21 protein-coding genes and 1 pseudogene are annotated in these 20,183 nt (G+C 74.2%); 9 read left to right on the forward strand and 13 right to left on the reverse strand.

The features are described from left to right. Positions 1-244: 244 nt before the first annotated feature. The 3 genes and pseudogenes from Athai_RS35405 to hisC form a co-directional block, all read left to right on the forward strand. Positions 245-349 (forward strand): annotated as a pseudogene (locus tag Athai_RS35405) (DUF2510 domain-containing protein); the annotation flags it as partial. A gap of 92 nt (positions 350-441) precedes the next feature. Further along, positions 442-1,098 carry an RDD family protein gene (locus Athai_RS27565; protein WP_239157205.1) on the forward strand — a complete coding sequence of 219 codons (657 nt, stop codon included), beginning with the start codon at positions 442-444 and terminating at the stop codon, positions 1,096-1,098. After that, the gene (hisC, locus tag Athai_RS27570) at positions 1,091-2,179 is read left to right on the forward strand and encodes a histidinol-phosphate transaminase (protein WP_203964178.1); all 1,089 of its coding nucleotides are present in this window, start codon (positions 1,091-1,093) and stop codon (positions 2,177-2,179) included. The genes Athai_RS27565 and hisC overlap by 8 nt, the downstream gene beginning before the upstream one ends. An 88-nt stretch (positions 2,180-2,267) precedes the next feature. Here hisC and Athai_RS27575 read toward each other — a convergent pair whose 3' ends face one another. Next, positions 2,268-3,140: a winged helix-turn-helix transcriptional regulator gene (locus tag Athai_RS27575; protein WP_203964179.1), complete on the reverse strand. Its 873-nt coding sequence runs from the start codon at positions 3,138-3,140 to the stop codon at positions 2,268-2,270. Positions 3,141-3,308: 168 nt separating this feature from the next. On the opposite strand from Athai_RS27575, the gene Athai_RS27580 reads away from it, so the two are divergent. Beyond that, on the forward strand, positions 3,309-4,532 hold the full coding sequence (locus Athai_RS27580) for an MFS transporter (protein ID WP_203964180.1): 1,224 nt from the start codon (positions 3,309-3,311) through the stop codon (positions 4,530-4,532). A 124-nt stretch (positions 4,533-4,656) separates the two neighbouring features. Here Athai_RS27580 and Athai_RS27585 read toward each other — a convergent pair whose 3' ends face one another. The 4 genes from Athai_RS27585 to Athai_RS27600 form a co-directional block, all read right to left on the reverse strand. Next, positions 4,657-5,442: a guanyl-specific ribonuclease gene (locus Athai_RS27585; RefSeq protein WP_203964181.1), complete on the reverse strand. Its 786-nt coding sequence runs from the start codon at positions 5,440-5,442 to the stop codon at positions 4,657-4,659. Positions 5,443-5,575: 133 nt separating this feature from the next. Continuing rightward, complete coding sequence (locus Athai_RS27590) at positions 5,576-7,135, reverse strand: MFS transporter (RefSeq protein WP_203964182.1); 1,560 nt, start codon at positions 7,133-7,135, stop codon at positions 5,576-5,578. A gap of 207 nt (positions 7,136-7,342) precedes the next feature. Further along, complete coding sequence (gene fahA, locus Athai_RS27595) at positions 7,343-8,575, reverse strand: fumarylacetoacetase (RefSeq protein WP_203964183.1); 1,233 nt, start codon at positions 8,573-8,575, stop codon at positions 7,343-7,345. Beyond that, the gene (locus tag Athai_RS27600; RefSeq protein WP_203964184.1) at positions 8,572-9,534 is read right to left on the reverse strand and encodes a hypothetical protein; all 963 of its coding nucleotides are present in this window, start codon (positions 9,532-9,534) and stop codon (positions 8,572-8,574) included. The genes fahA and Athai_RS27600 overlap by 4 nt, the downstream gene beginning before the upstream one ends. Positions 9,535-9,647: 113 nt before the next feature. On the opposite strand from Athai_RS27600, the gene Athai_RS27605 reads away from it, so the two are divergent. Beyond that, a complete protein-coding gene (locus tag Athai_RS27605) occupies positions 9,648-10,814 on the forward strand; it encodes a homogentisate 1,2-dioxygenase (RefSeq protein ID WP_203964185.1) in 1,167 nt (388 codons plus the stop codon). A 128-nt stretch (positions 10,815-10,942) separates the two neighbouring features. Here the strand turns inward: Athai_RS27605 and Athai_RS27610 are convergent, their stop codons facing one another. From Athai_RS27610 to Athai_RS27630, 5 genes are all read right to left on the reverse strand, one after another. After that, entirely contained in the window at positions 10,943-11,317 is a 375-nt protein-coding gene (locus Athai_RS27610; protein WP_203964186.1) for a hypothetical protein, read from the reverse strand. Further along, entirely contained in the window at positions 11,254-11,988 is a 735-nt protein-coding gene (locus Athai_RS27615; protein WP_203964187.1) for a tetratricopeptide repeat protein, read from the reverse strand. The genes Athai_RS27610 and Athai_RS27615 overlap by 64 nt, the downstream gene beginning before the upstream one ends. A 47-nt stretch (positions 11,989-12,035) precedes the next feature. After that, positions 12,036-12,512 (reverse strand): 2-C-methyl-D-erythritol 2,4-cyclodiphosphate synthase, encoded by a 477-nt coding sequence (gene ispF / locus Athai_RS27620; RefSeq protein WP_203964188.1) that lies wholly within the window; start codon positions 12,510-12,512, stop codon positions 12,036-12,038. Between the two features lie 73 nt (positions 12,513-12,585). Continuing rightward, on the reverse strand, positions 12,586-13,293 hold the full coding sequence (gene ispD / locus Athai_RS27625) for a 2-C-methyl-D-erythritol 4-phosphate cytidylyltransferase (RefSeq protein WP_420829849.1): 708 nt from the start codon (positions 13,291-13,293) through the stop codon (positions 12,586-12,588). A 40-nt stretch (positions 13,294-13,333) separates the two neighbouring features. Beyond that, positions 13,334-13,819 (reverse strand): CarD family transcriptional regulator, encoded by a 486-nt coding sequence (locus Athai_RS27630; protein ID WP_030446561.1) that lies wholly within the window; start codon positions 13,817-13,819, stop codon positions 13,334-13,336. A gap of 306 nt (positions 13,820-14,125) precedes the next feature. Between Athai_RS27630 and Athai_RS27635 the strand changes: the two genes are divergently transcribed. Next, positions 14,126-14,863: a hypothetical protein gene (locus Athai_RS27635; RefSeq protein WP_203964190.1), complete on the forward strand. Its 738-nt coding sequence runs from the start codon at positions 14,126-14,128 to the stop codon at positions 14,861-14,863. 9 nt (positions 14,864-14,872) lie between these two features. On the opposite strand, the gene Athai_RS27640 is transcribed toward Athai_RS27635, so the two are convergent. The 3 genes from Athai_RS27640 to Athai_RS27650 form a co-directional block, all read right to left on the reverse strand. Then, positions 14,873-16,015, reverse strand: a complete 1,143-nt coding sequence (locus Athai_RS27640; RefSeq protein WP_203964191.1) for a type III polyketide synthase — start codon at positions 16,013-16,015, stop codon at positions 14,873-14,875. Next, positions 16,009-17,199, reverse strand: a complete 1,191-nt coding sequence (locus Athai_RS27645; protein WP_203966330.1) for an acyl-CoA dehydrogenase family protein — start codon at positions 17,197-17,199, stop codon at positions 16,009-16,011. The genes Athai_RS27640 and Athai_RS27645 overlap by 7 nt, the downstream gene beginning before the upstream one ends. A gap of 189 nt (positions 17,200-17,388) precedes the next feature. After that, positions 17,389-18,243 carry a class I SAM-dependent methyltransferase gene (locus tag Athai_RS27650; protein WP_203966331.1) on the reverse strand — a complete coding sequence of 285 codons (855 nt, stop codon included), beginning with the start codon at positions 18,241-18,243 and terminating at the stop codon, positions 17,389-17,391. Between the two features lie 143 nt (positions 18,244-18,386). Between Athai_RS27650 and Athai_RS27655 the strand changes: the two genes are divergently transcribed. The 3 genes from Athai_RS27655 (at position 18,387) to Athai_RS27665 (ending at position 20,102) form a co-directional block, all read left to right on the forward strand. Then, positions 18,387-19,256, forward strand: a complete 870-nt coding sequence (locus Athai_RS27655) for a UbiA family prenyltransferase (protein ID WP_239157206.1) — start codon at positions 18,387-18,389, stop codon at positions 19,254-19,256. A 136-nt stretch (positions 19,257-19,392) separates the two neighbouring features. Then, positions 19,393-19,701: a hypothetical protein gene (locus Athai_RS27660; RefSeq protein WP_203964192.1), complete on the forward strand. Its 309-nt coding sequence runs from the start codon at positions 19,393-19,395 to the stop codon at positions 19,699-19,701. Then, positions 19,659-20,102 (forward strand): copper chaperone PCu(A)C domain-containing protein, encoded by a 444-nt coding sequence (locus Athai_RS27665; RefSeq protein WP_203964193.1) that lies wholly within the window; start codon positions 19,659-19,661, stop codon positions 20,100-20,102. The genes Athai_RS27660 and Athai_RS27665 overlap by 43 nt, the downstream gene beginning before the upstream one ends. The last annotated feature ends 81 nt before the right edge of the window (positions 20,103-20,183 follow it).

Below are 20,183 nucleotides of genomic sequence, written 5' to 3' on the forward strand. Positions count from 1 at the left end.
GCCCGCGCCGGTCGGCCCCGGGGGCGGGGGCGGGCATCGCGGTTGCCGCTACCCGTAACCTTGCTCTGTCAGCTTTCGCCGGGCCCTCCACCGTGCGTGCGTGGTCGCGCCCACCGGCACCGGCCCCTCGGGAGCCCGGGTCGGCGCGGTGGTGTCGAGGAAGGTTCATGAGCGAGCAGCGAGCGAATCCCAGGTGTCGCGCCGTCGTGCCGCGTGCCCGTTCGGAACGCGGCGGAGAACGGGCATGAGCAAATCGATCGCGTCCGGGTGGTACAAGGACCCGGCGGCGCCGGAGACGCAGCGTTACTGGGATGGCGAGCAGTGGCTCGGCGAGCCGCTGCCGGTCGATGCCACACCCCCGCCACCCCGCCGGAGCCGCCGCCCCCACCGCCGCCCGTCCCGCAGATCCCGCAGGTACATCCGGGTTGGACCGGTGCCGAGGTGCCCGGCCACGGTGCGGCGCGGCCCGATCAGCAGGTGCCGCCGGAGCTGCTGCGTCCCGGTACGGTGCTGCCCACGTTGCCGAAACCGACGATGCCGGCGGGTTTCGTGTCCGCGTCGCTGGAGCGCCGGCTCGGTGCCCGGCTGATCGACGTCGCCATCGTCGGGGCGCTCAGCATCGTGGCGAACGCGTGGCTCGGCTACAAGTACGTCGCGGCCCTGATGCCGTACGTGCGGGAGGCGATGGTCAACCCGCAGACCGAGGTGCCGAACGATCCGCAGCTGACCACCCTGCTCTACGCGATGATCGCGATCTCGCTGGTGCTCTGGTTCGCCTACGAGGTGATCGGTACCGCGCGCAACGGGCAGACGTTCGGCAAGCGGCTGGTGGGCATCAAGGTGGTCCGGTTGGACGGGGCGCCGGCCGACTTCGGCTCGTCGTTCCGCCGCTGGGCCGTGATGGCGATCCCGAACCTGTTCTTCCCGTGCTGCGCGCCGGTGCAGCTCATCGACGTGCTCTGGTGCACCTGGGACAAGCCGCTCGCGCAGTGCATCCACGACAAGTCGGCCCGCACCATCGTGGTGTCGGCCCGCCCGACCGACCTGCCGCCGCCCGCGGACCGGCCGGTCGACGACGGAAGGACGTCTCATGACTGAGAGCGATCGTCGTCCCCTGACCCGGCCGGACCTGGCCGCGCTCCCGCCGTACGTGCCGGGGCGCAGTCCGGCCGACCTCGCCCGCGAGCTGGGCATCCCGGCGGCGATCAAGCTCGCCTCCAACGAGGTGCCGTACGGCCCGCTGCCCGGCGTCCCGGAGGCGATCACCTCCGCGATGGCGGAGGTCAACCGGTACCCGGACGCCGCGGTGCTGGAGCTGCGCGACGCGCTGGCGGAGCGGTACGAGGTGACGCCGGACCGGATCGTCACCGGCTGCGGCTCGGTCGGGCTGCTGGACCTGCTGTGCAAGTCGACCTGCCAGCCGGGCGACGAGATCGTCTACTCGTGGCGCTCGTTCGAGGCGTACCCGCTGGTCGCGCTCGGCGCCGGCGCCCGCTCGGTCCGGGTACCGAACAAGCCGGGCCACGGGCACGATCTGGACGCGATGCTCGCGGCGATCACCCCGGCGACCCGGCTGGTGCTGGTGTGCAACCCGAACAACCCGACCGGGACGGCGCTGCACCGGGCCGAGCTGACCCGGTTCCTGGACGCGGTGCCGGACGACGTGCTGGTGGTGCTGGACGAGGCGTACCGCGAGTTCATCACCGACGAGGAGGTGCCGGACGGGTTGGTCGAGTACGCCGACCGGCCGAACGTGGTGGTGCTGCGGACGATGTCCAAGGCGTGGGGGCTGGCCGGGCTGCGCTGCGGCTGGCTGGTCGCCTCGCCGGAGGTGGCGAACACGCTGCGCACCGTGCTCACCCCGTTCGCGACGAACCTGCTCGCGCAGGCGGCCGCGATCGCGGCGCTGCACGCCGCCGACGAGATGCGCCGCCGGGTCGATCTGGTACTGGCCGAGCGGGATCGGCTGCTGCCGCAGCTGCGCGCGCTGGTCCCGGACGTGCCGGCGTCGCAGGCGAACTTCTTCTGGCTGCCGGTGGCGGACCCGGTCGGGTTCGGCAAGCAGTGCGAGAGCCACGGCGTGATCGTCCGCCCGTTCCCGGAGGGTGTCCGCGTCACGATCGGTACCGCGGAGGAGAACGACGCGTTCCTCGCCGCCGCCCGCGACTCCACCCGCTGACCCGGCCAGCCTCTGTTGATCATGGTGTTGTCTCGGCGAGCAAGCGGTTACCGGGAAGACAACACCATGATCAACAGGCTGGGACGGGTCAGGCGGCGTTGGTGACGAGGCGGAGGGCGTCGTCGACCGAGCCGGCCGGGTCGGTGATCGGGTAGTCCACCGCGCGCACCACCCGGTCGGCGTCCACCACCAGGGTCAGCCGCTTGAGCCGGTCGACGCCGGCGGCCCGAAAGGTGGGCAGCCGGAGTGCGGCGGTCAGCGTCAGTTCGGCGTCGGACAGCAGGGGGAACCGGATCCCCTCGTGCTCGGCGAACGCGTCGAGCTGGTCCGGCCGCTGGGTGCTGATCCCGCGGACGCTCGCGCCCCGTTCGGCGAAGTCGGCCGCCCGCGCCTGGTAGGTACGTGATTCCAGGGTGCAGCCGGGCGCGCCGGGGATGTCGCCCCAGCCGGGCGGGTAGCCCTGCACGCCCGGCCGGTACGCCCCGGGGAAGCAGAACAGCACCGTACGCGGGGTGTCCGCGACCGGATCGACGGTGCCGTCGCCGTGCCCGAGCAGTACCGGCGGGATCCGGGTACCGACCAGGGCGTGCGCGGCGCGGACCTCGGCGGAGCCCTCGACGCCGGTGGCGGTCAGCGTGCCGTCCCCGCTGACGTACCGCGATCCCCAGTCCTGCAACGCGATCAGCACCGGCAGCAGGCCGCGGCCGGCGTCGCTGAGGTGGTACTCGTACCGCGGCGGGTGGTCCTGATAGCGGCGGCGGTCGAGCACCCGGTGCTCGACCAGGCTGGCGAGCCGCTGCGCCAGCACCTTGCGACTGACACCGAGTTCGGCCTGCAGCGCGTCGAAGCGGTGCAGCCCGCCGGCCACGTCGCGCACCACCAGCAGCGTCCACCAGTCGCCGACCACGGCGAGCGCCTGCGCGATGGCGCAGTCGGCGTCGGCCAGGTCCGTGTATCGCATCTCTCCCCTGCTTTCGCCGCCCCGCCCCCGCCATTATAGTCAGTTCCCATTGGGAACTGACTTGCCGAGAACCCGACCGCCCGGGAACCGACCGCCCGGGAACACCGGCCGGGAACCGGTCCGCTCGGCAGCCGGTCCGTTCCAGAACAGATCTGCTCAGGGGGACGTGTGACGACACTCGACCGGCGGGCCGCGACCGGCGCGTTCTGGCGGTACTGGACCGCCTCCACGATCAGCAACGTCGGCGACGCCGTCACCGCGGTCGCACTGCCGCTGCTCGCGGTGGCCACCCTGCACGCCTCGACGTTCCAGGTCAGCCTCATCGCCGCCGCGTCGTACGTGTCCTGGCTGCTGATCGGCCTGCCCGCCGGGGTACTCGTCGCCCGGCTGCCGCTGCGCGGTACCCAGGTGGCGATGGACCTGCTGCGCGCCGTCGCGCTGCTGTCGATCCCGGCCGCCGCCGCACTCGGCATCCTGCACCTGCCGCAACTGGTGGTCGTCGCGCTCGTGGTCGGGCTGGCCAGCGTCGTCTTCTTCGTCGGCAACTCGACGCTGCTGCCCGCGATCGTGCCGGCCGACCAACTGACCGGCCGCAACAGCCTCACCTCCGGTACCCACGCGGCGACCCAGCTGTCCGGCCCGTCGCTCGGCGGGGTGCTCGTCCAGGTGGTCGGCGCGGTGGCCAGCCTGCTGTTCGACGTGCTCAGCTACCTGATCTCCGCGGTGCTGCTGGCCGGCCTGCCGCGCCCCCGCCGTACCGGGGACGCGCCGGCCGGCGCGCCGCTGCGGATGATCGCCGACGGCCTGCGGTACGTGGCCGGGCACCGGCTGATGCGCTCCTGCGTCGCCGCCGCGACGCTGGTGAACTTCGTCTGCGGCGCGCTGCTCACTCTCGTCCCGGTCTTCCTGCTCCGTACCCTCGGCGCGGCGCCGGGTCTGGTCGGCGTGCTGATGGCGACCGAGGGGGTGGGCAGCCTGCTGGGCGCGGCGCTGACACCGCGGCTCGCGCGCCGGCTCGGCTCGGCCCGGGCGCTGCTGCTCGCCGGTACCGTCGGCGCCGTGCTGGCGCTGCTGATGCCGCTGGCCCGGAGCGGCTGGGGGCTGCTCGTGTTCGCCGCCGGCAACGCGGGGTTCGCCGCCGGCGTGGTGGTGCTGAGCGTGCTGACCCGTACCCACCGGCAGACGGTGACACCGCCGGAACTGCTGTCCCGGGTGATGGCGACGGTACGGTTCGTCTCCTGGGGCGCGATCCCGCTCGGCGCACTGGTCGCCGGGCTCGTCGCCAGCGCCGTCGGCAACCGCGGCGCGCTCGCCCTGACCTGCGCGGTCACCTTCGCCGCCCCGCTGGTACTGGCCCTCGGCCCGGTACGCCGGCAGCGCGACCTGAACTGACGGCGGCACGAAGCGGGCGGGCACCGGTGGTGCCCGCCCGCGCTCGTCGGGGTCGCGACGCCAGTAGGAGCGCCGCGTGACCGGCTGCGGCCGGCCCGGCCGGCAGCCGTTCGGTGCGGACCGGTCAGGACTGGACCTGGCAGAAGCTGCCGTAGTCGTCCGGGGTGTAGTAGTACTCGCCGCCGGAGCCGCTGATCAGCCGCCGGTCACCGGCGGTGGAGTCGCCGGGCGTGGGCACCACGTACAGGTGGTAGTAGTCGGCCGACTCGACGGGCAGCACACCCTCGCGGTTCTGGTACACGGTGCCGTCCTGCTCGTACGGGAACGGGCCGCCGGCCTCGACCAGGTCGATGGTGTCCGGCACCTGCGACGGCAGGTCGGTGCACGCCGGTACGCCGCCACCGCCGCCGCCGTTCGCGTCGGTGATCTCGCAGAACGAGGCGTAGTGGTCGCCGGTGTAGTAGTAGTGCGCCGGGTCGGTCAGCGGCGACCCGCCGGTGACGATCCGCCGGGTGCCGCGGTTCGACGAGCCGGGCGTGATGACGGTGTACTCGTGGTAGTAGCCGGACGACTCGGCGGGCAGGATGCCCTCCCGGTTGTCGAACACCACCCCGTCGTTGTCCGGGTACGGGAACGGTCCGCCCGAGTGGATCAGGTCGACCGTGTCGGTGGCCTGGGTGGGCAGGCCGCTCAGCGAGCAGTCGGAGATGTCGGCCGGCGCGACGACGGAGGCCGCCGCGACGTGGCTGGTGGGCGCGGACCTCGGCGCGGAGCTGGTCGGCGCGGAGCTGACTGGTACCGGGCCGGCCGGTTGGGCCTGCGCGACCCCGGTACCGAGGGCGAAGACCCCGGCGAGCCCGGCGACGGTGGTCACCAGCGCTCGGCGGAGTGTCAGGGCATGTAGTTTCATGTCCGGATAGTACGAATAAATCGGTTAACAGCGCATCCCCGGGCCGCGAAACTTCTCGCCCCGTCCGATCGGCGCCGATCGATCCTCCGCCGCCCGGCCGAACGGGCCGGTCCGGCCGACGAGCGGTCCGGGCTCAGTGGCCGCCGCCGGCCGGACGCAGGTCGGACGGGATCAGTGCCAGGCTGACCAGCGCCGCGAGCAGCAGGATCACCGCGGAGACCAGCGCCGTGTCGACGAACGCGTGGCCGAACGCGGTGAAGGCGCCGGCCAGCGGCCCCCCGGTGCCGGGCGGGTGGCCCAGGTCGGTGGAGACCTGCGCCGCGGTACCGACCGACTCGGCGGCCGGGCCGGCGTGCTCGGCCGGCAGCGCCGGCAGGTGCGCGCGATAGAGCCGGACCGCCAGGCTGCCGAGCGCGGCGACCCCGAACGCGCCGCCCAGCTCGTAGCTGACCTCGTCGACCGCGGCCGCGCTGCCGGCCTGGTCGGCCGGCGACGACGCCATCAGCAGTACCGAGGCGATCGTCGACGACGCGCCGGCGCCGAGACCGGTCAGCGCCAGGAACGCACCGACCGGCGGGTACGACGGCTCGCCGGTACCGGCAGCGAACCACGGCACCGCCATCCCCACCGCAACGAGCAGCAGCGCGAGCGCCAGCACGTACCGCGGGGCGAAGCGGGTGATCAGTGCCGGCGCGCCGAGCGTGCCGACGATCAGCGCGAGCGGCAGCGGCAGCAGCCGCACCCCGGCCTCCAGCGGGGTGTCGCCGTCCGCGTACTGGAACCACTGGCTGGTCAGGAACAGCAGTCCGACCAGGCCGAACATCGCGAGCGCGATGGCCGCCACGGCGCCGGTGAAGCCGCGCCGGGCGAACAGCCGCACGTCCAGCAGCGGATGCCGGCGGCGCAGCGAGTTGCGGACGAACGCGTACCCGCAGACCACGGCGACGATCAGCGAGACCCAGACGACCGGGTCGCGCAGCCCGTTCTTGCCGGCGAGCTTGATCGCGTTGGCGATGCCGACGATGGCCAGGATCGACAGCACCACGCCGGCCCAGTCCCACCGGGACGGTACCGGCCGGTGGTAGTCCGGCAGCAGCCAGCGGCCCAGCACCATCGCCGCCATCGCGATCGGCACGTTGATCAGGAAGACGGCGTGCCAGCTGAAGTGCTCCAGCAGCCAGCCGCCGAGCAGCGGACCGAGCGCCATCCCGGCGCCGAACACCGCCGACCAGACACCGAAAGCGAACGTGCGCTCGCGCGCCTCGGTGAACACCTGGCGCAGCATCGACAGCGTCGCCGGCATGATCGCGGCGCCGCCGACACCGAGCCCGACCCGGCTCGCGATCAGCTCGGCCGGGTTGGTCGACATCACCGCGCCGAGCGAGGCGACACCGAAGATGCCGTACCCGATCAGCAGCACCCGCCGCCGCCCCGTGCGGTCGCCCATCGCGCCGGCGGTGACGAGCAGCCCGGACAGCGCCAGCGCGTACCCGTCGACGATCCAGAGCTGCTCGACCGAGTTCGCGTGCAGGTCCTCGACCAGCGCCGGCAGTGCGACGTTGAGGATCGTCGCGTCCATCGCGATGATCAGCAGCGACGCCGACAGCAGCGCGAGGACCACCCAGCGGGAGCCCACGCCCGGGACCTCGACGGCGACCGGCTCGTCCGGTTCCGCGGCGCGGTGCCTCCCCATCCGACCACCCCGAGCCGCACGATACTTCGTGTGATCGGAGCGACGCGCAGAGTTCGATGACCGCGCGGCGACGCCCCGACCCCACCACCCCTTCGCAGCCTCCTTTGCTCTGCGCACGCATATGCACCACCGGTGGTGCGCTGGTGTGCGCAGAGCAAAGGACAGCGAACAGGTGGGTGGTGGCGGCCGGATCGCGGCGCGCGGGTCTCAGTCGCGCGCTGGCAGGACGGTGCCGGTGACCTCGCCGAACCCGATCGTCGTACCGTCGGCGCCCGGTGCGGTGGCGGTGATCGTGACGGTGTCGCCATCGTTCAGGAACACCCGCTGCGACCCGTCGTCCAGCATCACCGGCTCGGCGCCGCCCCAGGTCAACTCCAGGAAGCAGCCGCTGCCGGCCGGCCGCGGACCGGACACCGTCCCGGAGGCGTAGAGGTCGCCGGTGCGCAGGCTGGCGCCGTTGACGGTGAGGTGCGCGAGCTGCTGCGCGGCGGTCCAGTACATCCCGGCGAACGGCGGGCGGGACACGACGGTGCCGTTCCAGTCGACCGCGAGCGATAGGTCGTAGCCGCTGCCGGCGGGCAGCAGGTAGTCGGCCGGCACCGGATCCTGCGCCGGGGCCGGCACCCGCGCGGCGGCGAGCGCCTCCAGCGGTACCACCCAGGGCGAGATGCTGGTGGCGAACGACTTGCCCAGGAACGGTCCGAGCGGCACGTACTCGAACGCCTGGATGTCGCGCGCGGACCAGTCGTTGACCAACACCGCGCCGAACACCGTCCGCTCGAAGTCCACGGTGGACACCGAGCTGCCCTGCGGGCTCGGGGTGCCGACCACGAAGCCGACCTCGGCCTCGATGTCGAGCCGGATGCTCGGCCCGTACACCGGCTCGCCGTCGACCAGCCGCTGCCCGGACGGGCGGACCACGTCGGTGCCGGAGACCACGACGGTGCCGGCCCGCCCGTGGTAGCCGACCGGCAGCCGGTGCCAGTTCGGCAGCAGCGGCGGCTGGTTGGGCCGGAACAGCCGGCCCACGTTGCCGGCGTGCTCCTCGAAGCAGTAGAAGTCGACGTAGTCGGCCACCTCGACCGGCAGGTGCACGGCGACCTCGTCCCGCGGTACCAGCGCGGACCGCAGCGCCGGCTGGTACCCGGCGTCGGTGACCAGCTCCAGCAGCCGGGCCCGCACCGCGTGCCAGACGTCGAACCCCTTGGCCAGGAACGGGTTGAGGCTCGGCGCGTCGAACACGGCGCGGTCCACCACGCCGAACTCGTCGCGCAGCGCGTCGTCCAGCAGCCCGGTGTTCGCCGTCGCGGCGAGCGACAGCACCTGGTCGCCGACCGCCACCGCGACGTGTCGCCGACCGCCTCCCCTGCTGACGATCCCGTACGGCAGGTTGGTCGCCGGGAACGGCGAACTCTCCGGTACCTCGATCCAGCTGGTCACGCGTCGGCCTTTCTGGGCGCGGGCAGGTGGGACAGCAGGGTGCGGTCGAGCAGGCCGAGCTCCACCAGATCGGTCAGCGGCTCGGCGACGCTGCACGACCCGTACGACGCGAACCAGGCCCGGGACCGGCCGGCCTCGCCGGGGCGGGCCAGCATCGCCCGCGCCACCTCGGCCAGCGGGCCGGCCTCGCGGCAGGCCAGCGCCTGCTCGGTGCCGGCGAACGGCGGGTCGGGCAACCAGTCCAGGCACACCGCGGCGAGCACGTTGAGGTAACCGTGGTGCTCGAACCCGGTCGACGCGGCGGTGTGCCGGACCGCATGGTGCAGCCCAGCGGTGAGCTTGAACGGCTGGCCGTGCCCGCGGCACCGGTCGACGAAGCGGGCCAGTTCCGGCTCGGTCGGGAACGCGTCGGCGGTGAGCCCACCGGTACGCAGCTTCGCCCCGGCGGCGCCGTCCCCGCGAGCGGTGGCGATCGCGTCGACCGCGTCGAGCAGCCGTGGCCCGCGGGGCAGCTCGACGAACCGGCGCACCGTCCGGTCCACCGCCGCGTCGAGCCGGGCGGCGACGTCCCGGACCGCGCCGACCGGGTCCGGTTCGGCGCCGACCGGGCATTCGAGCTGCCGCAGCGCCACCCGGGGTTCGGCGCGCGCTGCCGGAACGACCGCGTCGAGCTGGTCGATCGGTCCGATCAGACCGATGTCCAGCCGCACCGGACGGTGGCCGAGCCGTTGCGCGTCCGGCGTCTCGATGCCGCCCGGCGCGGCGTCCAGGCAGTCGACCAGTTCGCTCCACCGGGCGGCGGGAAGCAGCAGCGGCCCGACCAGATCGGTGTACGGTGCCGAGCGGTGGTGTCGGTGTTCGGCCACCGCGACCGACATGGGCGCATTGCCCGGCGGGAAGAGGGCGGCGTCGTCGACGAGCGCACGAAACAGCGCCGGGATCGGCGACTCGGTTGACATACCGCTGACCGTAGTCGACGCTACGTGTATAGGACAATAGTGTCCGATTATCGGACGAACGCTTGGCGCTGGTCGACGCGAACCGCCGACGGCGCCCGTACCCGGGAGGGCCGATGCCGTACTACCGGCGGGTGGGCGAGATCCCACCGAAGCGCCACACCCAGTTCCGGCAGCCCGACGGCTCCCTCTACAAGGAGGAGCTGATGGGCCAGGAGGGGTTCTCCAGCGACTCCTCCCTGCTCTACCACCGCTACCCGCCGACCGCCATCCTCGCGGCCGACGCGTACGACGCGCCCCGCGTCACCCGCACCCCGAACCACCCGCTCAAGCCGCGGCACCTGCAGACCCACAAGCTCGACACGACCGGCGCGGACGCCATCACCGGCCGGCAGCACCTGGTCGCCAACGACGACGTCCGCGTCTCGTACGTCACCGCCGACGCGCCGAGCCCGCTGTACCGCAACGCCATCGGCGACGAGTGCCTCTACGTCGAGGCCGGCACCGCGACGATCGAGACCCAGTTCGGCGCGCTCGACGTGCACCTCGGCGACTACGTGATCATCCCGATGTCGGTCATCTACCGGGTGCTGCCCACCGGCGACGAGCCGCTGCGGATGCTGTCCGTCGAGTCCACCGGCCACATCGGCCCGCCGAAGAAGTACCTCTCGGTCCGCGGACAGTTCCTGGAGCACTCGCCGTACTGCGAGCGCGACGTGCGCGGCCCGAGCGAGCCGCTGCTGGTGGACGAGACCGAGGTCGAGGTCATCGTGCAGCAGCGCGGCGGCTGGACGAAGTTCGTGTACGCGCACCACCCGTTCGACGCGGTCGGCTGGGACGGCTGCCTGTACCCGTGGGCCTTCTCGATCTTCGACTTCGAGCCGATCACCGGGCGGGTGCACCAGCCGCCGCCGGTGCACCAGACCTTCGAGGGGCCGAACTTCGTGCTCTGCTCGTTCGTGCCGCGCAAGGTCGACTACCACGAGCTCGCCATCCCGATCCCGTACAACCATCACAACGTCGACTCCGACGAGCTGATGTTCTACACCGGCGGGAACTACGAGGCCCGGCGCGGCTCCGGCATCGAGCAGGGCTCGATCTCGCTGCACCCGTCCGGCTTCACCCACGGCCCCCAGCCGGGCGCCGTCGAGCGCGCGCTCGGCGTCGAGTTCTTCGACGAGCTCGCCGTCATGGTCGACACGTTCCGCCCGCTCGACCTGTGCGACCCCGGGCTGTCCGTCGAGGACACCGGCTACGCCTGGACCTGGAACCGCAAGGCCTGACCGGGCCCGGTGCCGGTGGCCGCGAGCCACCGGCACCGGGGTGCGGCACGGCACCTCGCCCGCCGGGCACCGACGGTGTGCGGCACCGGCGAGCCACCGGCGCCGGCCGGCCCGCGGCCGGTGGCGGCTCAGCGGCCCCGACCGGCGCGGTGCAGGTCGTCGGCGCGCAGCACCAGCGCGGCGAACGCGAACGCGCCCAGCAGGATCAGCACGCCCAGCGGCCACGGCGAGGTCACCAGCGCGAACACCAGCATCATCGGCGGGCACGCCAACACGCAGCAGGCACCCAGCGCGAGCCAACGATCCAGCGACGGCAGCGCCCGCAACGCCGGCTGCGGACCGGCCGGTGGATGCACCCGGAACACCCCGAACAGCAGCACCCCGAGCAGCCCGACCGCGGCGGCCACCACCCGGGCCGCACCGCCGCCCGCCAGCGTGGTCAGCGCCACCACCAGCGGCCCGCCCCACGCGTACAGCGCGCCGACGGCGAGGAACCGGGACATCCCGCTCCGCACCCCGTGCGCCGCCGGACCGACCGGCTCGGTCCGCTCGTCCGGCGCCGGCTTCCCCCGCTCCGGGACGGGCGCAGCCGCAGGACCGACGGCTGCTCGTCGTCCGCCGCCCGCGGGTCCAACCTGATCGCCTCGGTGTGCGCGCGCCGGGCCAGGTCGACCAGCCCCAGATCGGCCGCCACCGCGGACAGCACCAGATGCGTCTCCGGCTCGTCCGGCGCCAGCCGCACCGCCTGCCAGGCCGCGTCCAGGGTCGCCTGCCCGTTGCGCACCCGGCGCACGATCGCCGCGAAGTGCAGCTGCCGCAGCCAGGACTCCGGATCGACCTCGACCAGGCGCTCCGCGGCGTCGATCGCATCCTGCTTGCGCTCCAGCGCGACCAGCGCATACCCGCAGACGACCTGGCCGAGCAGATGCTCCGGGTCGGCGGCGAGCGCGGCGCGGGCCGGCGGGAGCGCCTGCTCGGCGCGACCGGCGCGCAGCTCCACCATGCCCAGGGTGGCCAACGCCTCCGGGTTGTCCGGCGCCAGCCGCAGCGCATCACGCAGCTCCTCGGCCGCCTCCGCGAAGTGGCCCAGGTCGTCGAGCAGGTCGGCGCGCTGGATGAACGTGCGCACCTCGGCGGCGGTGTCCCGCCCCGTCTCGTCCGGCTCCCCCGTCACGCCCCGAGCCTAACGACCCGACGCCCCCGCCGACCGCCACTCACCCGTCACGGCCGATACACCAGGGCGGTGGCGATCGCGGCGAGCCCCTCGCCCCGCCCGGCGAACCCCAGCCCGTCGCTGGTGGTCGCGGACACCCGGACCGGGGCGCCGCCCAGCGCCGCCGACAACGCGTCCTGCGCCTCGGCTCGGCGCGGCCCGATCTTCGGGGACCGGCCGATCAGCTGCACCGCGACGTTGCCCACCGCGTACCCGGCGGCGCCGACCCGGCGGGCCGTCTCGGCGAGCAGCGCGGTACCGGCCGCGCCCGCCCACTCCGGCTCCGCGGTGCCGAAGTTGGCGCCCAGGTCGCCCAGGCCGGCCGCGGACAGCAGCGCGTCACAGGCGGCGTGCGCGGCCACGTCGCCGTCCGAGTGGCCGGCCAACCCGGGCTGCCCCGGCCAGTGCAGGCCGGCCACCCAGCAGTCGCGGTCCGCCTGGTACGCGTGGATGTCGGTGCCGACGCCGACCAGCGGGATGATCACGCCGCGAGCCTAACGAACGGCGCGGCGGGCGCCGCACCAGCGGCCGAACCGGACCAGACCGCCGCAGCGGCGGCTACAGGTCGATCAGGAGAGCCGCGACCTCGAGGTCGAAAGGCCTGGTGATCTTGAGCGCGGCCTCGGCGCCGGGCACCGTGGTCACCCGGCCGCCCATCCGCTCCACCAGCCCGGCGTCGTCGGTCGCGCCGCCGTCCGCGTCGGCGGCGTGCGCCGCGGCGAGCACCGGCCGCCGGAAGCCCTGCGGGGTCTGCACCGCGCGCAGCACCGTGCGGTCGACCGTACCGGTCACCGCGCCGTCCCGGTCGACCCGCTTGATGGTGTCGACCACCGGCAGCACCGGGATCACCGCGTCGCTGCCGGCGCGCACCGCGGCGGCCACCCGGTCGACCAGCTCCGGCGGCGCGAACGCCCGCGCCGCGTCGTGCACCAGGATGATCGGGTAACCACCCGGCACGGCGGCCAGCGCCGCCGCCACCGACTGCTGCCGCTCGGCGCCACCGACGACCAGATCCAAGCCCACCCCGGACCCCGCAAGGACGGGCGTGAGCAGCGCGGACACCGACTCGACCGCGCCGGCCGGCACCGCGACCACGACGTGACCGACGCAACGGGCCTGCGCCAGCCGGCGCACCGCGTGCACCAGCAACGGCGAACCGGCCAGCTCGCGCAGCGCCTTCGGCAGCCCGGGGCCGAGCCGCTCACCCCGGCCCGCAGCAGGCACGAGGACCGCGACGTCGCCGCGTCTTGCTGTCGACGCGGTCACGTCGCGGTCCTCGTTCATGCGATGTTGCGTTGTGACTTGCTCAGGCCTCGGACAGAACGCGATCGAGCAGCGATTCCGCCTCGTCCTTGGTGCTCTTCTCGGCGAGGGCCACCTCGCCGACCAGGATGTCGCGGGCCTTGGCGAGCATGCGCTTCTCGCCAGCCGACAGCCCACGCTCCCGTTCCCGACGCCACAGGTCCCGCACGACCTCGGCAACCTTGAGCGGGTTGCCGGACGCCAGCTTCTCCAGATTTGCCTTGTACCGCCGCGACCAGTTGGTCGGCTCCTCGGTGTGCGGAGCGCGCAGCACATCGAAGACCTTGTTCAGGCCCTCTTCGCCAACCACTTCCCGGACACCGACGATCTCGGCGTTTTCAGCTGGAACCCGCACCGTCAGATCGCCCTGCGCAACCTTGAGCACGAGGTACTGCTTTTCCTCGCCCCGGATGGTCCGGGTCTCGATTGCCTCGATGAGTGCGGCCCCGTGGTGGGGGTAAACAACGGTCTCGCCGACACTGAAAGCCATAGGTTCGAAACCCCTTTCGCTGTGTTAAGGGTAACACGCCGTTGCCCCGGACCGGGACTCCGGATGCCGCCATAACCGCTGGTCAGCGGCGTGTGAGGAGGCCTACTCGACTTGACAAACGCCGATTCACCCGGCACACGCGAGCCGATCGCGACTACTGGTGATCTAATGGGCACGAAAAGTCAGCTGTCCGCTTCGTCCTGAAACGCACGTGGGTACAGCCCGGATCCGATCTCGTCCGGTGCCATCCCTGGTGCTCTCCGGGAACGTGAGAGAGAGTGGAACCAAGCAGCCGAGGAGGCAGCGGTGAGCGGTCAACTTGGTGACGACGACGGCGGCCGCAGGTCGCCCGACCCCGACGGACTGCCCGGCTTCCCGCCCGAGTGGGGACGCATCGTCATTCCCGACGACGCCGCCGAACTCGACCGCGAGGCGACGAAGGTGCGGCGCGAGCTGCGCCGCGAAGCGCTGCTGCACCGCCACGGGCTGCGCCCCGGGCGCCGGATGCAGCACCTGATGCTGCCCCTGGTGCTGCTCACGATGGCCGTGCTGGTCGCCACCACCAGCCTGTTCGCCGCCCTGTTCCCGCAGGGGCGGCGCGGTGGCACCACCCCCAGCAGCAAGGCCACCGCGGTGCAGACCGGCGCACCGCTGCCCGATCTGACCCTCGCCGCCGCGTCCGGCCGGTCCGTGTCGCTGCGCGGAGTGCACCCCGCCGTGGTCCTGGTGCTGCGGCACTGCGCCTGCGGCAGCCTGATCAGCGGGACCGCCCAGGCGGCCGGCAGCCACGTCCGGGTGCTCGTGGTCGGCGCCACCACCCCGCCCACGCTGCCGGCCCTGCCGGCCGGCAGCCGGGTCACCGCGGTCCGAGACAGCGGGGGTCAGCTCGCCGAGGCGGTCGCCGCCGGACAGCACAGGACGAAGCTCGCCGACAAGACCGCGACCGCGCTGCTGGTCGACCAGCACGGCGCGCTGACCGCCACCGTCGCCACCACCGTCGATCCGACCGACTTCGCCGAACGGGTACCCGCCCTCGCCGGCTGAGCGGCGCCGTCACACCGCGCGCAACAGCACCGCGTAGAGGGTCAGGCCGGGACCGAACGCGAGCGCCACGGTGCGCTCACCGGGGCGTACCGGCAGATCCTGCAGCACCGCGAGCACGGTGCCGGACGAGCAGTTGCCGTGCCTGCGCAGCGTCGCGCGGGACGGCTCCAGCGCCGCGTCCGACAGCCCGAGGCGCTCCTGCACCACGTCCAGGATGCGCGGGCCGCCCGGATGCACCGCCCAGTGCGCGACGTCGGCGACGGCCAGGCCGTGCCGGCGCAGCAGCGCCGCCACCGTGCCCGGCAGCTGGCCGGCCAGCGTGTCCGGCACCTGGGCGGACAGCCCCATCCGGAACCCGTGGTCGGTGACGTCCCAGGTCATCTGCTCGGCGGTGGACACGTCGGTGGTCGCCGCCACGTCCACCACCGCCAGCCCCGGCACCGGGTGCGCCGCCTCCGCCGGCCGCAGCACCGCCGCCACCGCCGCGTCGGAGAACAACGAGTGCGCCACCACCTGGGACAGGTCCCGGCTGGCCGGCTGCAGGTGCAGCGAAGTCAGCTCGACGCACAGCAGTACGGCGGGCCGCCGGTGCACGGTGACGAAGTCGGCGACCGCGGCCAGCCCCGGCAACGCCGCGTAGCAGCCCATGTGGCCGATCAGCAGCCGCTGCACGTCGTCGCGCAGCCCGAGTTCGGCGGCCAGCCGGATGTCCACCCCGGGCGTCACGTAGCCGGTGCAGGAGGCCACCACGAGCAGGCCCGGATCGCGTACCGACAGGCCGGCGTCGGCGAGCGCAGCGGTCACCGCGGACCGGCCCAGCGGCAGCGCCTCGGTCAGGTACCGGCGCATCCGGTCCCCGGTGCCGGCCGTCGAGATGTCCTCGACCAGCGGGTTGATCGCCGGGTGCCGCTGCCGCACGCCGGCGTGCGCGAAGATCCGGCCGGCGCTGCGCACGTCCCGGTAGTGCGTGGCGAAGAAGTCCGTCCACAGCGTCGACTGGTCCACCGCCGGCGGGAACGCCGCGGCCAACCCCGCCAGTACCGGCGTCACCGCCGGGCCGTCGCCGCCGGCCCGCGTGGTCGCCGCCGGTGTGGGCAGTGGTGCCACCGCGGGCAGGCTCGGCACCGGCGGCGCGCCGGGGGTGGTCACCATCGAGGGGCCGTCCCCGCGGCGTTCGGGTCGCCGCCGAGGGCGGCGACGCCGAGCCAGTCGGCGCACACGTCGCTGGTCGCCGGTTGCAGCGCGCCGCAGCGGGCGTCCCGGTACAGCCGTTCCAGCGGCTGACCCCGCCGGGAGGCGCCGGCCCCGGCCGCCTCCAGCAGGTCGCTCGCCACCCGGGCCGCCGTGTCCCCGGCGAGCAGCTTGGCCCGCCACACCCAGCGGTTGGTCTCCGGGGAACCCGGATCGTCGTCGACCCGGCGGGCCGCCTCCAGCACCGCGAGGCGGGTCGCGGCCACGCTCGCCTCGGCGCGGCCGATCCGGGCCCGCACCGCGGGCAGCGTGGCCAGCTTCCGGCCCCCCACATAGGCCACCGCGGCGTCCACGGCGGCCTGCGCGACCCCCACGTACACCGCGGCGTAGCTGGCCACCAGCCACTGCGGCATCACCGCGGCGACCAGCAGCGCCAGCCCCTCGACGCCGCCGAGCAGGGCATCGGCCGGTACCCGTGCCGACAGGTGCAGGTCGTGGCTGGCGGTGGCGCGCATGCCGAGCACGTCCCAGTTCGGCGCGATCCGGACACCGTCCCCGGCCGGTACCAGGAACTGGGAGACCTTGTCCGGCTCGGCCGCCGAGCGCGCCGCGACCAGGTAGCCGGCGGCCCCCTCGGCGCCGGACACGAAGCATTTGTGGCCCTCCACCAGGAACCCGTCGCCGTCCGCCCGGTAGCTGCTGACCAGCTCGGACAGCCGGGAACCGGCGCCCGGTTCGCTCATCGCCACCGCGTACCGAGCGCCGTCGCGCACCGCGGCGGTGAGGATCCTGTCCCGGGCGGCGAAGTACGCGTCGGTCGCGCCGAGCGCGCGGGCCAGCTCGTCCGGCGTCTGGGCCAGCGCCCCGGTGACCGAGGCGTGCATGTTGTAGATCAGCGCGGTGGCACCGTTGCCGCGGCCCAGTTCCATCGCCACCCGGGCGTAGTCGGCGAACCCGGCTCCGGCACCGCCCAGCCGCGGCGGCACCATCAGGCCGAGCAGCCCGGCGTCGCGCAGCGCGGCGAGGTCCGCGGCCGGCAGCGCCCCGTCCACGTCGTACTCCGCGGCCCGCGCCGCGAGGTCCGGTACCAGCGCGGCGGCCGCCGCCACCGCCCGCTCCGGGGTGAGCGGCTGCTCCTCGGTCACCTCACGCGTGCTGGTCAACGTCGCCTCCCTGGATCCTGCCGGTTCCGCCGCGCGGCGGAACCGCGCTCGCGAAACGGCTCGTCACCCTGCTTCCCACCAAACGGCTCGGCACGCGGCCCGGCACGAAACGACTCAGCCCACGGCCTCCCCCGAACGGCCGGCCGGGCCGCCTCGCGCGCCACGGCCGGGTCACGACGGCCCGCGCGGCGGGTCGGCACGTCGCGTCCCGCGCGGCGGGTCGGCACGTCGCGTCCCACGCGCCGGGGCGGCACGTCGCGTCGCGCGGAACTGGTAGAGCAGCGCCGGCGAACCGCCGGCAAGCATCGGCACCGGCCCGCGCCCGGTGGTCAGGAACCGCAGCAGCCCCGGCAGGCCCGGCCGCAGGCCACGTACCTGCAGGTCCATGCCGTGCGCGCGGGCCGCGGTGCGCAGCAACGCGGGCGGTACGAACAGGTCCGGGTCGTGGATGCCGGCCGCCATCACCGGCCGGAACCGGGACCGATCGCCCGGCCCGTCCGGGCGCGGCGCCACCGCCGGCACCCGTTCGCCGAGCGTGACCAGCAGCAGCCGGGCCAGCGCCGTCGCGTTGATCGTGTCGCCCACCAGCAGCCCGCCGGGCCGCAGCAGCCGGGCCGCCTCGGCGATCACCCGGGCCGGGTCGGCGACGTGTTCCAGCAGCTCACCGGCCACCACCACGTCGGCGCAGCCGGACGCGAGCGGCACCCGGTAGGCATCGCCGCGCAGCGGGGTCACCCCGTGCTCGCGGGCCAGCGCGAGCGAGATGCTCACCGGGTCCACGCCGACGTGCCGGTACCCGCGCCCGGCCAGCCACGGCGCGAGCAACCCGCCGCCGCAGCCCAGGTCGACGAGCACCGCGCCGGGCCGGCCGGCCGGCGGGACCAGCCGGGCCCGCGCCTCGGCCAGCCACCGTAGCGGGGTGAACACGCTGCCCGGACGCCACCACTCGTCGCGCAGCCGCTCGTACTGGGACAGCTCGTTCCGGCCCCGGTGCCGGCCGGGCGCCGAATCGACGGTGTGCACCATCGCGATCACCCCTCGACCCTGTCACACGAACCGGATGACCGGGAGGTTCATCGCGGACCGGGCAGCGTCGCATCCCCGACGGTGCGCCGGTCCACCCTGGCGGCGTCAACGCCGGATCGCGATGCGGGCGGCAGACTGGCGACATGGTGTCCAGGGGCCGGGCCGGTGCGCGGGCGGCGGACGGCGGTGCGCCGGTGGGCGTGCGACGTGCGGCGATGGGGCTGGTCCGCGGCTGCCACCCGGAGCCGGTGGCGGCGGTCACCGTGGTGGCCACGGTGCTGTCGGTCGCCGTCGGCCGCGGCGCCGCCGGCACCCTGTCGGTGGCGGCCGCGGTGTGCACCGGCCAGTTGTCCGTCGGCTGGGCCAACGACTGGCTGGACGCGGCGCGCGACCTCGCCGCCGGCCGGCGGGACAAGCCGGTGGTGGCCGGGCTGGTCACGCCGGCGACGCTGCGCCGGGCGGCGCTCGCCGCCGCGGCCGCGACGGTACCGCTGTCGTTGCTGTCCGGTTGGCTGGCAGGCGGCGCGCACCTCGTCGCGGTCGGCAGCGCCTGGCTGTACGACCGGCCGCTGAAGGCGACCCCCGCCTCGGTACTCCCCTACCTCGCCTCGTTCGGCCTGCTGCCGGCGTTCGTACTGCTCGGCGCCGGCGTACCGGTGCCGTGGTGGTTGTGCGCGGCGGGTGCCGCCCTCGGCGGCGGGGCGCACTTCTTCAACACGCTGCCCGACCTGGACGCCGACCGGGCCGCCGGGATCGCGGGGCTGCCGCACCGGCTCGGCGCCCGTACCTCCTGGTGGGTCGGCGCGGCGCTGCTGCTCGTCGCCTCCGGCCTGCTCGCCTACGGGGTACCGGGCTGGTACGGGCCGGCCGGGTTCGCGGTGGCGCTCGCGGCGCTGGTGGTCGGCGCCGTGGCCGGCCGCCGACCGGGCTCCCGCGCCAGCTTCCGGGTGGTCCTGGTGGTCGCCCTGGTCGACGTCGCGCTGCTGGTGCTCGCTGGCGCTGCCGCCGGCTGAGAGCCCGGCGATCGGCTGCGCCGCCGAACGGGCGGGCCCGGGGGAGCCGATCGGTACCTCTCCGCACGCACCGACACGGCCGGGATTAGGCTGTCCGGTGGCCTACCTGGGCATTGCTGCAAGGAGGATCCGCACCGTGAGCCGCAGTGTTGTGTCGTCTCGATCGCCTCGGCTGCGTCGGTTCACCCGACGTGGCGCGCTCGCGCTGGTTGCCGGCGTGGGTGCCGCCGCGGTGCTGGCCGGCTGCGGTGCCGGCCAGATCTCGGAGACCGCCAAGATCCAGCCCGCCGTGCAGGGCGCGAACGCCCAGTCCGACTCCGGCACCATCGCCCTGCGCGACCTGACGGTGCTGTTCCCCGGTGGCGGCGACGCGACGTACACCGCGGGCAGGACGCGCCGCTGGTGGTGCGGATCGCCAACTCCGGCGCCGCCGACGACGCGCTGACCTCGGTGAGCACCGACGCGGCCGAGTCCGTCGTCTATGTCGACAACACCGCGTCGGCCGCCGCGTCGCCGTCCGGCAGCGCCTCCCCGTCCGGCAGCGCCTCCCCGTCGGGCAGCGCCTCGCCGTCCGGCAGCGCCTCCCCGACGCCGAACGACCAGCCGCCCGGCTCGGACCGGTTCCACCTCACCGTGGCCACCCAGGACCTGCTGACCCTGCTGCCGGACCAGGGCAAATACCTCGAGCTGTACAAGGTGCGCCGGGACCTGCGGCCGGGCCAGACGGTGCGGCTGGTGTTCCACTTCGAGAAGGCTGGCGACGTCCAGGTCGACGTGCCGATGGCGCCGCCGCAGCAGGTCACCACGCGCTCGCCGGCGGGCGTCGAGCACCCCAAGGAGGGCTGAGGTCGCAGCCGGGACCCGCAACACGGTGCCGCGGCATCGCGCCGATCCGGGCGCGGCGTCGCGGCACTGTCGTACCCGGGG

Origin of the sequence: Actinocatenispora thailandica (genome assembly GCF_016865425.1) — a bacterium.
Classification (GTDB): Bacteria; Actinomycetota; Actinomycetes; order Mycobacteriales; family Micromonosporaceae; genus Actinocatenispora; species Actinocatenispora thailandica.

Coding starts and splice junctions, on each gene's coding strand:
- hisC (WP_203964178.1), top strand. CDS start 1,091: ATGACTGAGAGCGATCGTCGTCCCCTGACCCGGCCGGACCTGGCCGCG.
- Athai_RS27640 (WP_203964191.1), bottom strand. CDS start 16,015: ATGGTGACCACCCCCGGCGCGCCGCCGGTGCCGAGCCTGCCCGCGGTG.
- Athai_RS27650 (WP_203966331.1), bottom strand. CDS start 18,243: ATGGTGCACACCGTCGATTCGGCGCCCGGCCGGCACCGGGGCCGGAAC.
- Athai_RS27590 (WP_203964182.1), bottom strand. CDS start 7,135: ATGGGGAGGCACCGCGCCGCGGAACCGGACGAGCCGGTCGCCGTCGAG.
- Athai_RS27575 (WP_203964179.1), bottom strand. CDS start 3,140: ATGCGATACACGGACCTGGCCGACGCCGACTGCGCCATCGCGCAGGCG.
- Athai_RS27585 (WP_203964181.1), bottom strand. CDS start 5,442: ATGAAACTACATGCCCTGACACTCCGCCGAGCGCTGGTGACCACCGTC.
- Athai_RS27610 (WP_203964186.1), bottom strand. CDS start 11,317: ATGTCCCGGTTCCTCGCCGTCGGCGCGCTGTACGCGTGGGGCGGGCCG.
- Athai_RS27630 (WP_030446561.1), bottom strand. CDS start 13,819: ATGGCTTTCAGTGTCGGCGAGACCGTTGTTTACCCCCACCACGGGGCC.
- Athai_RS27600 (WP_203964184.1), bottom strand. CDS start 9,534: ATGTCAACCGAGTCGCCGATCCCGGCGCTGTTTCGTGCGCTCGTCGAC.
- Athai_RS27655 (WP_239157206.1), top strand. CDS start 18,387: ATGGTGTCCAGGGGCCGGGCCGGTGCGCGGGCGGCGGACGGCGGTGCG.
- Athai_RS27605 (WP_203964185.1), top strand. CDS start 9,648: ATGCCGTACTACCGGCGGGTGGGCGAGATCCCACCGAAGCGCCACACC.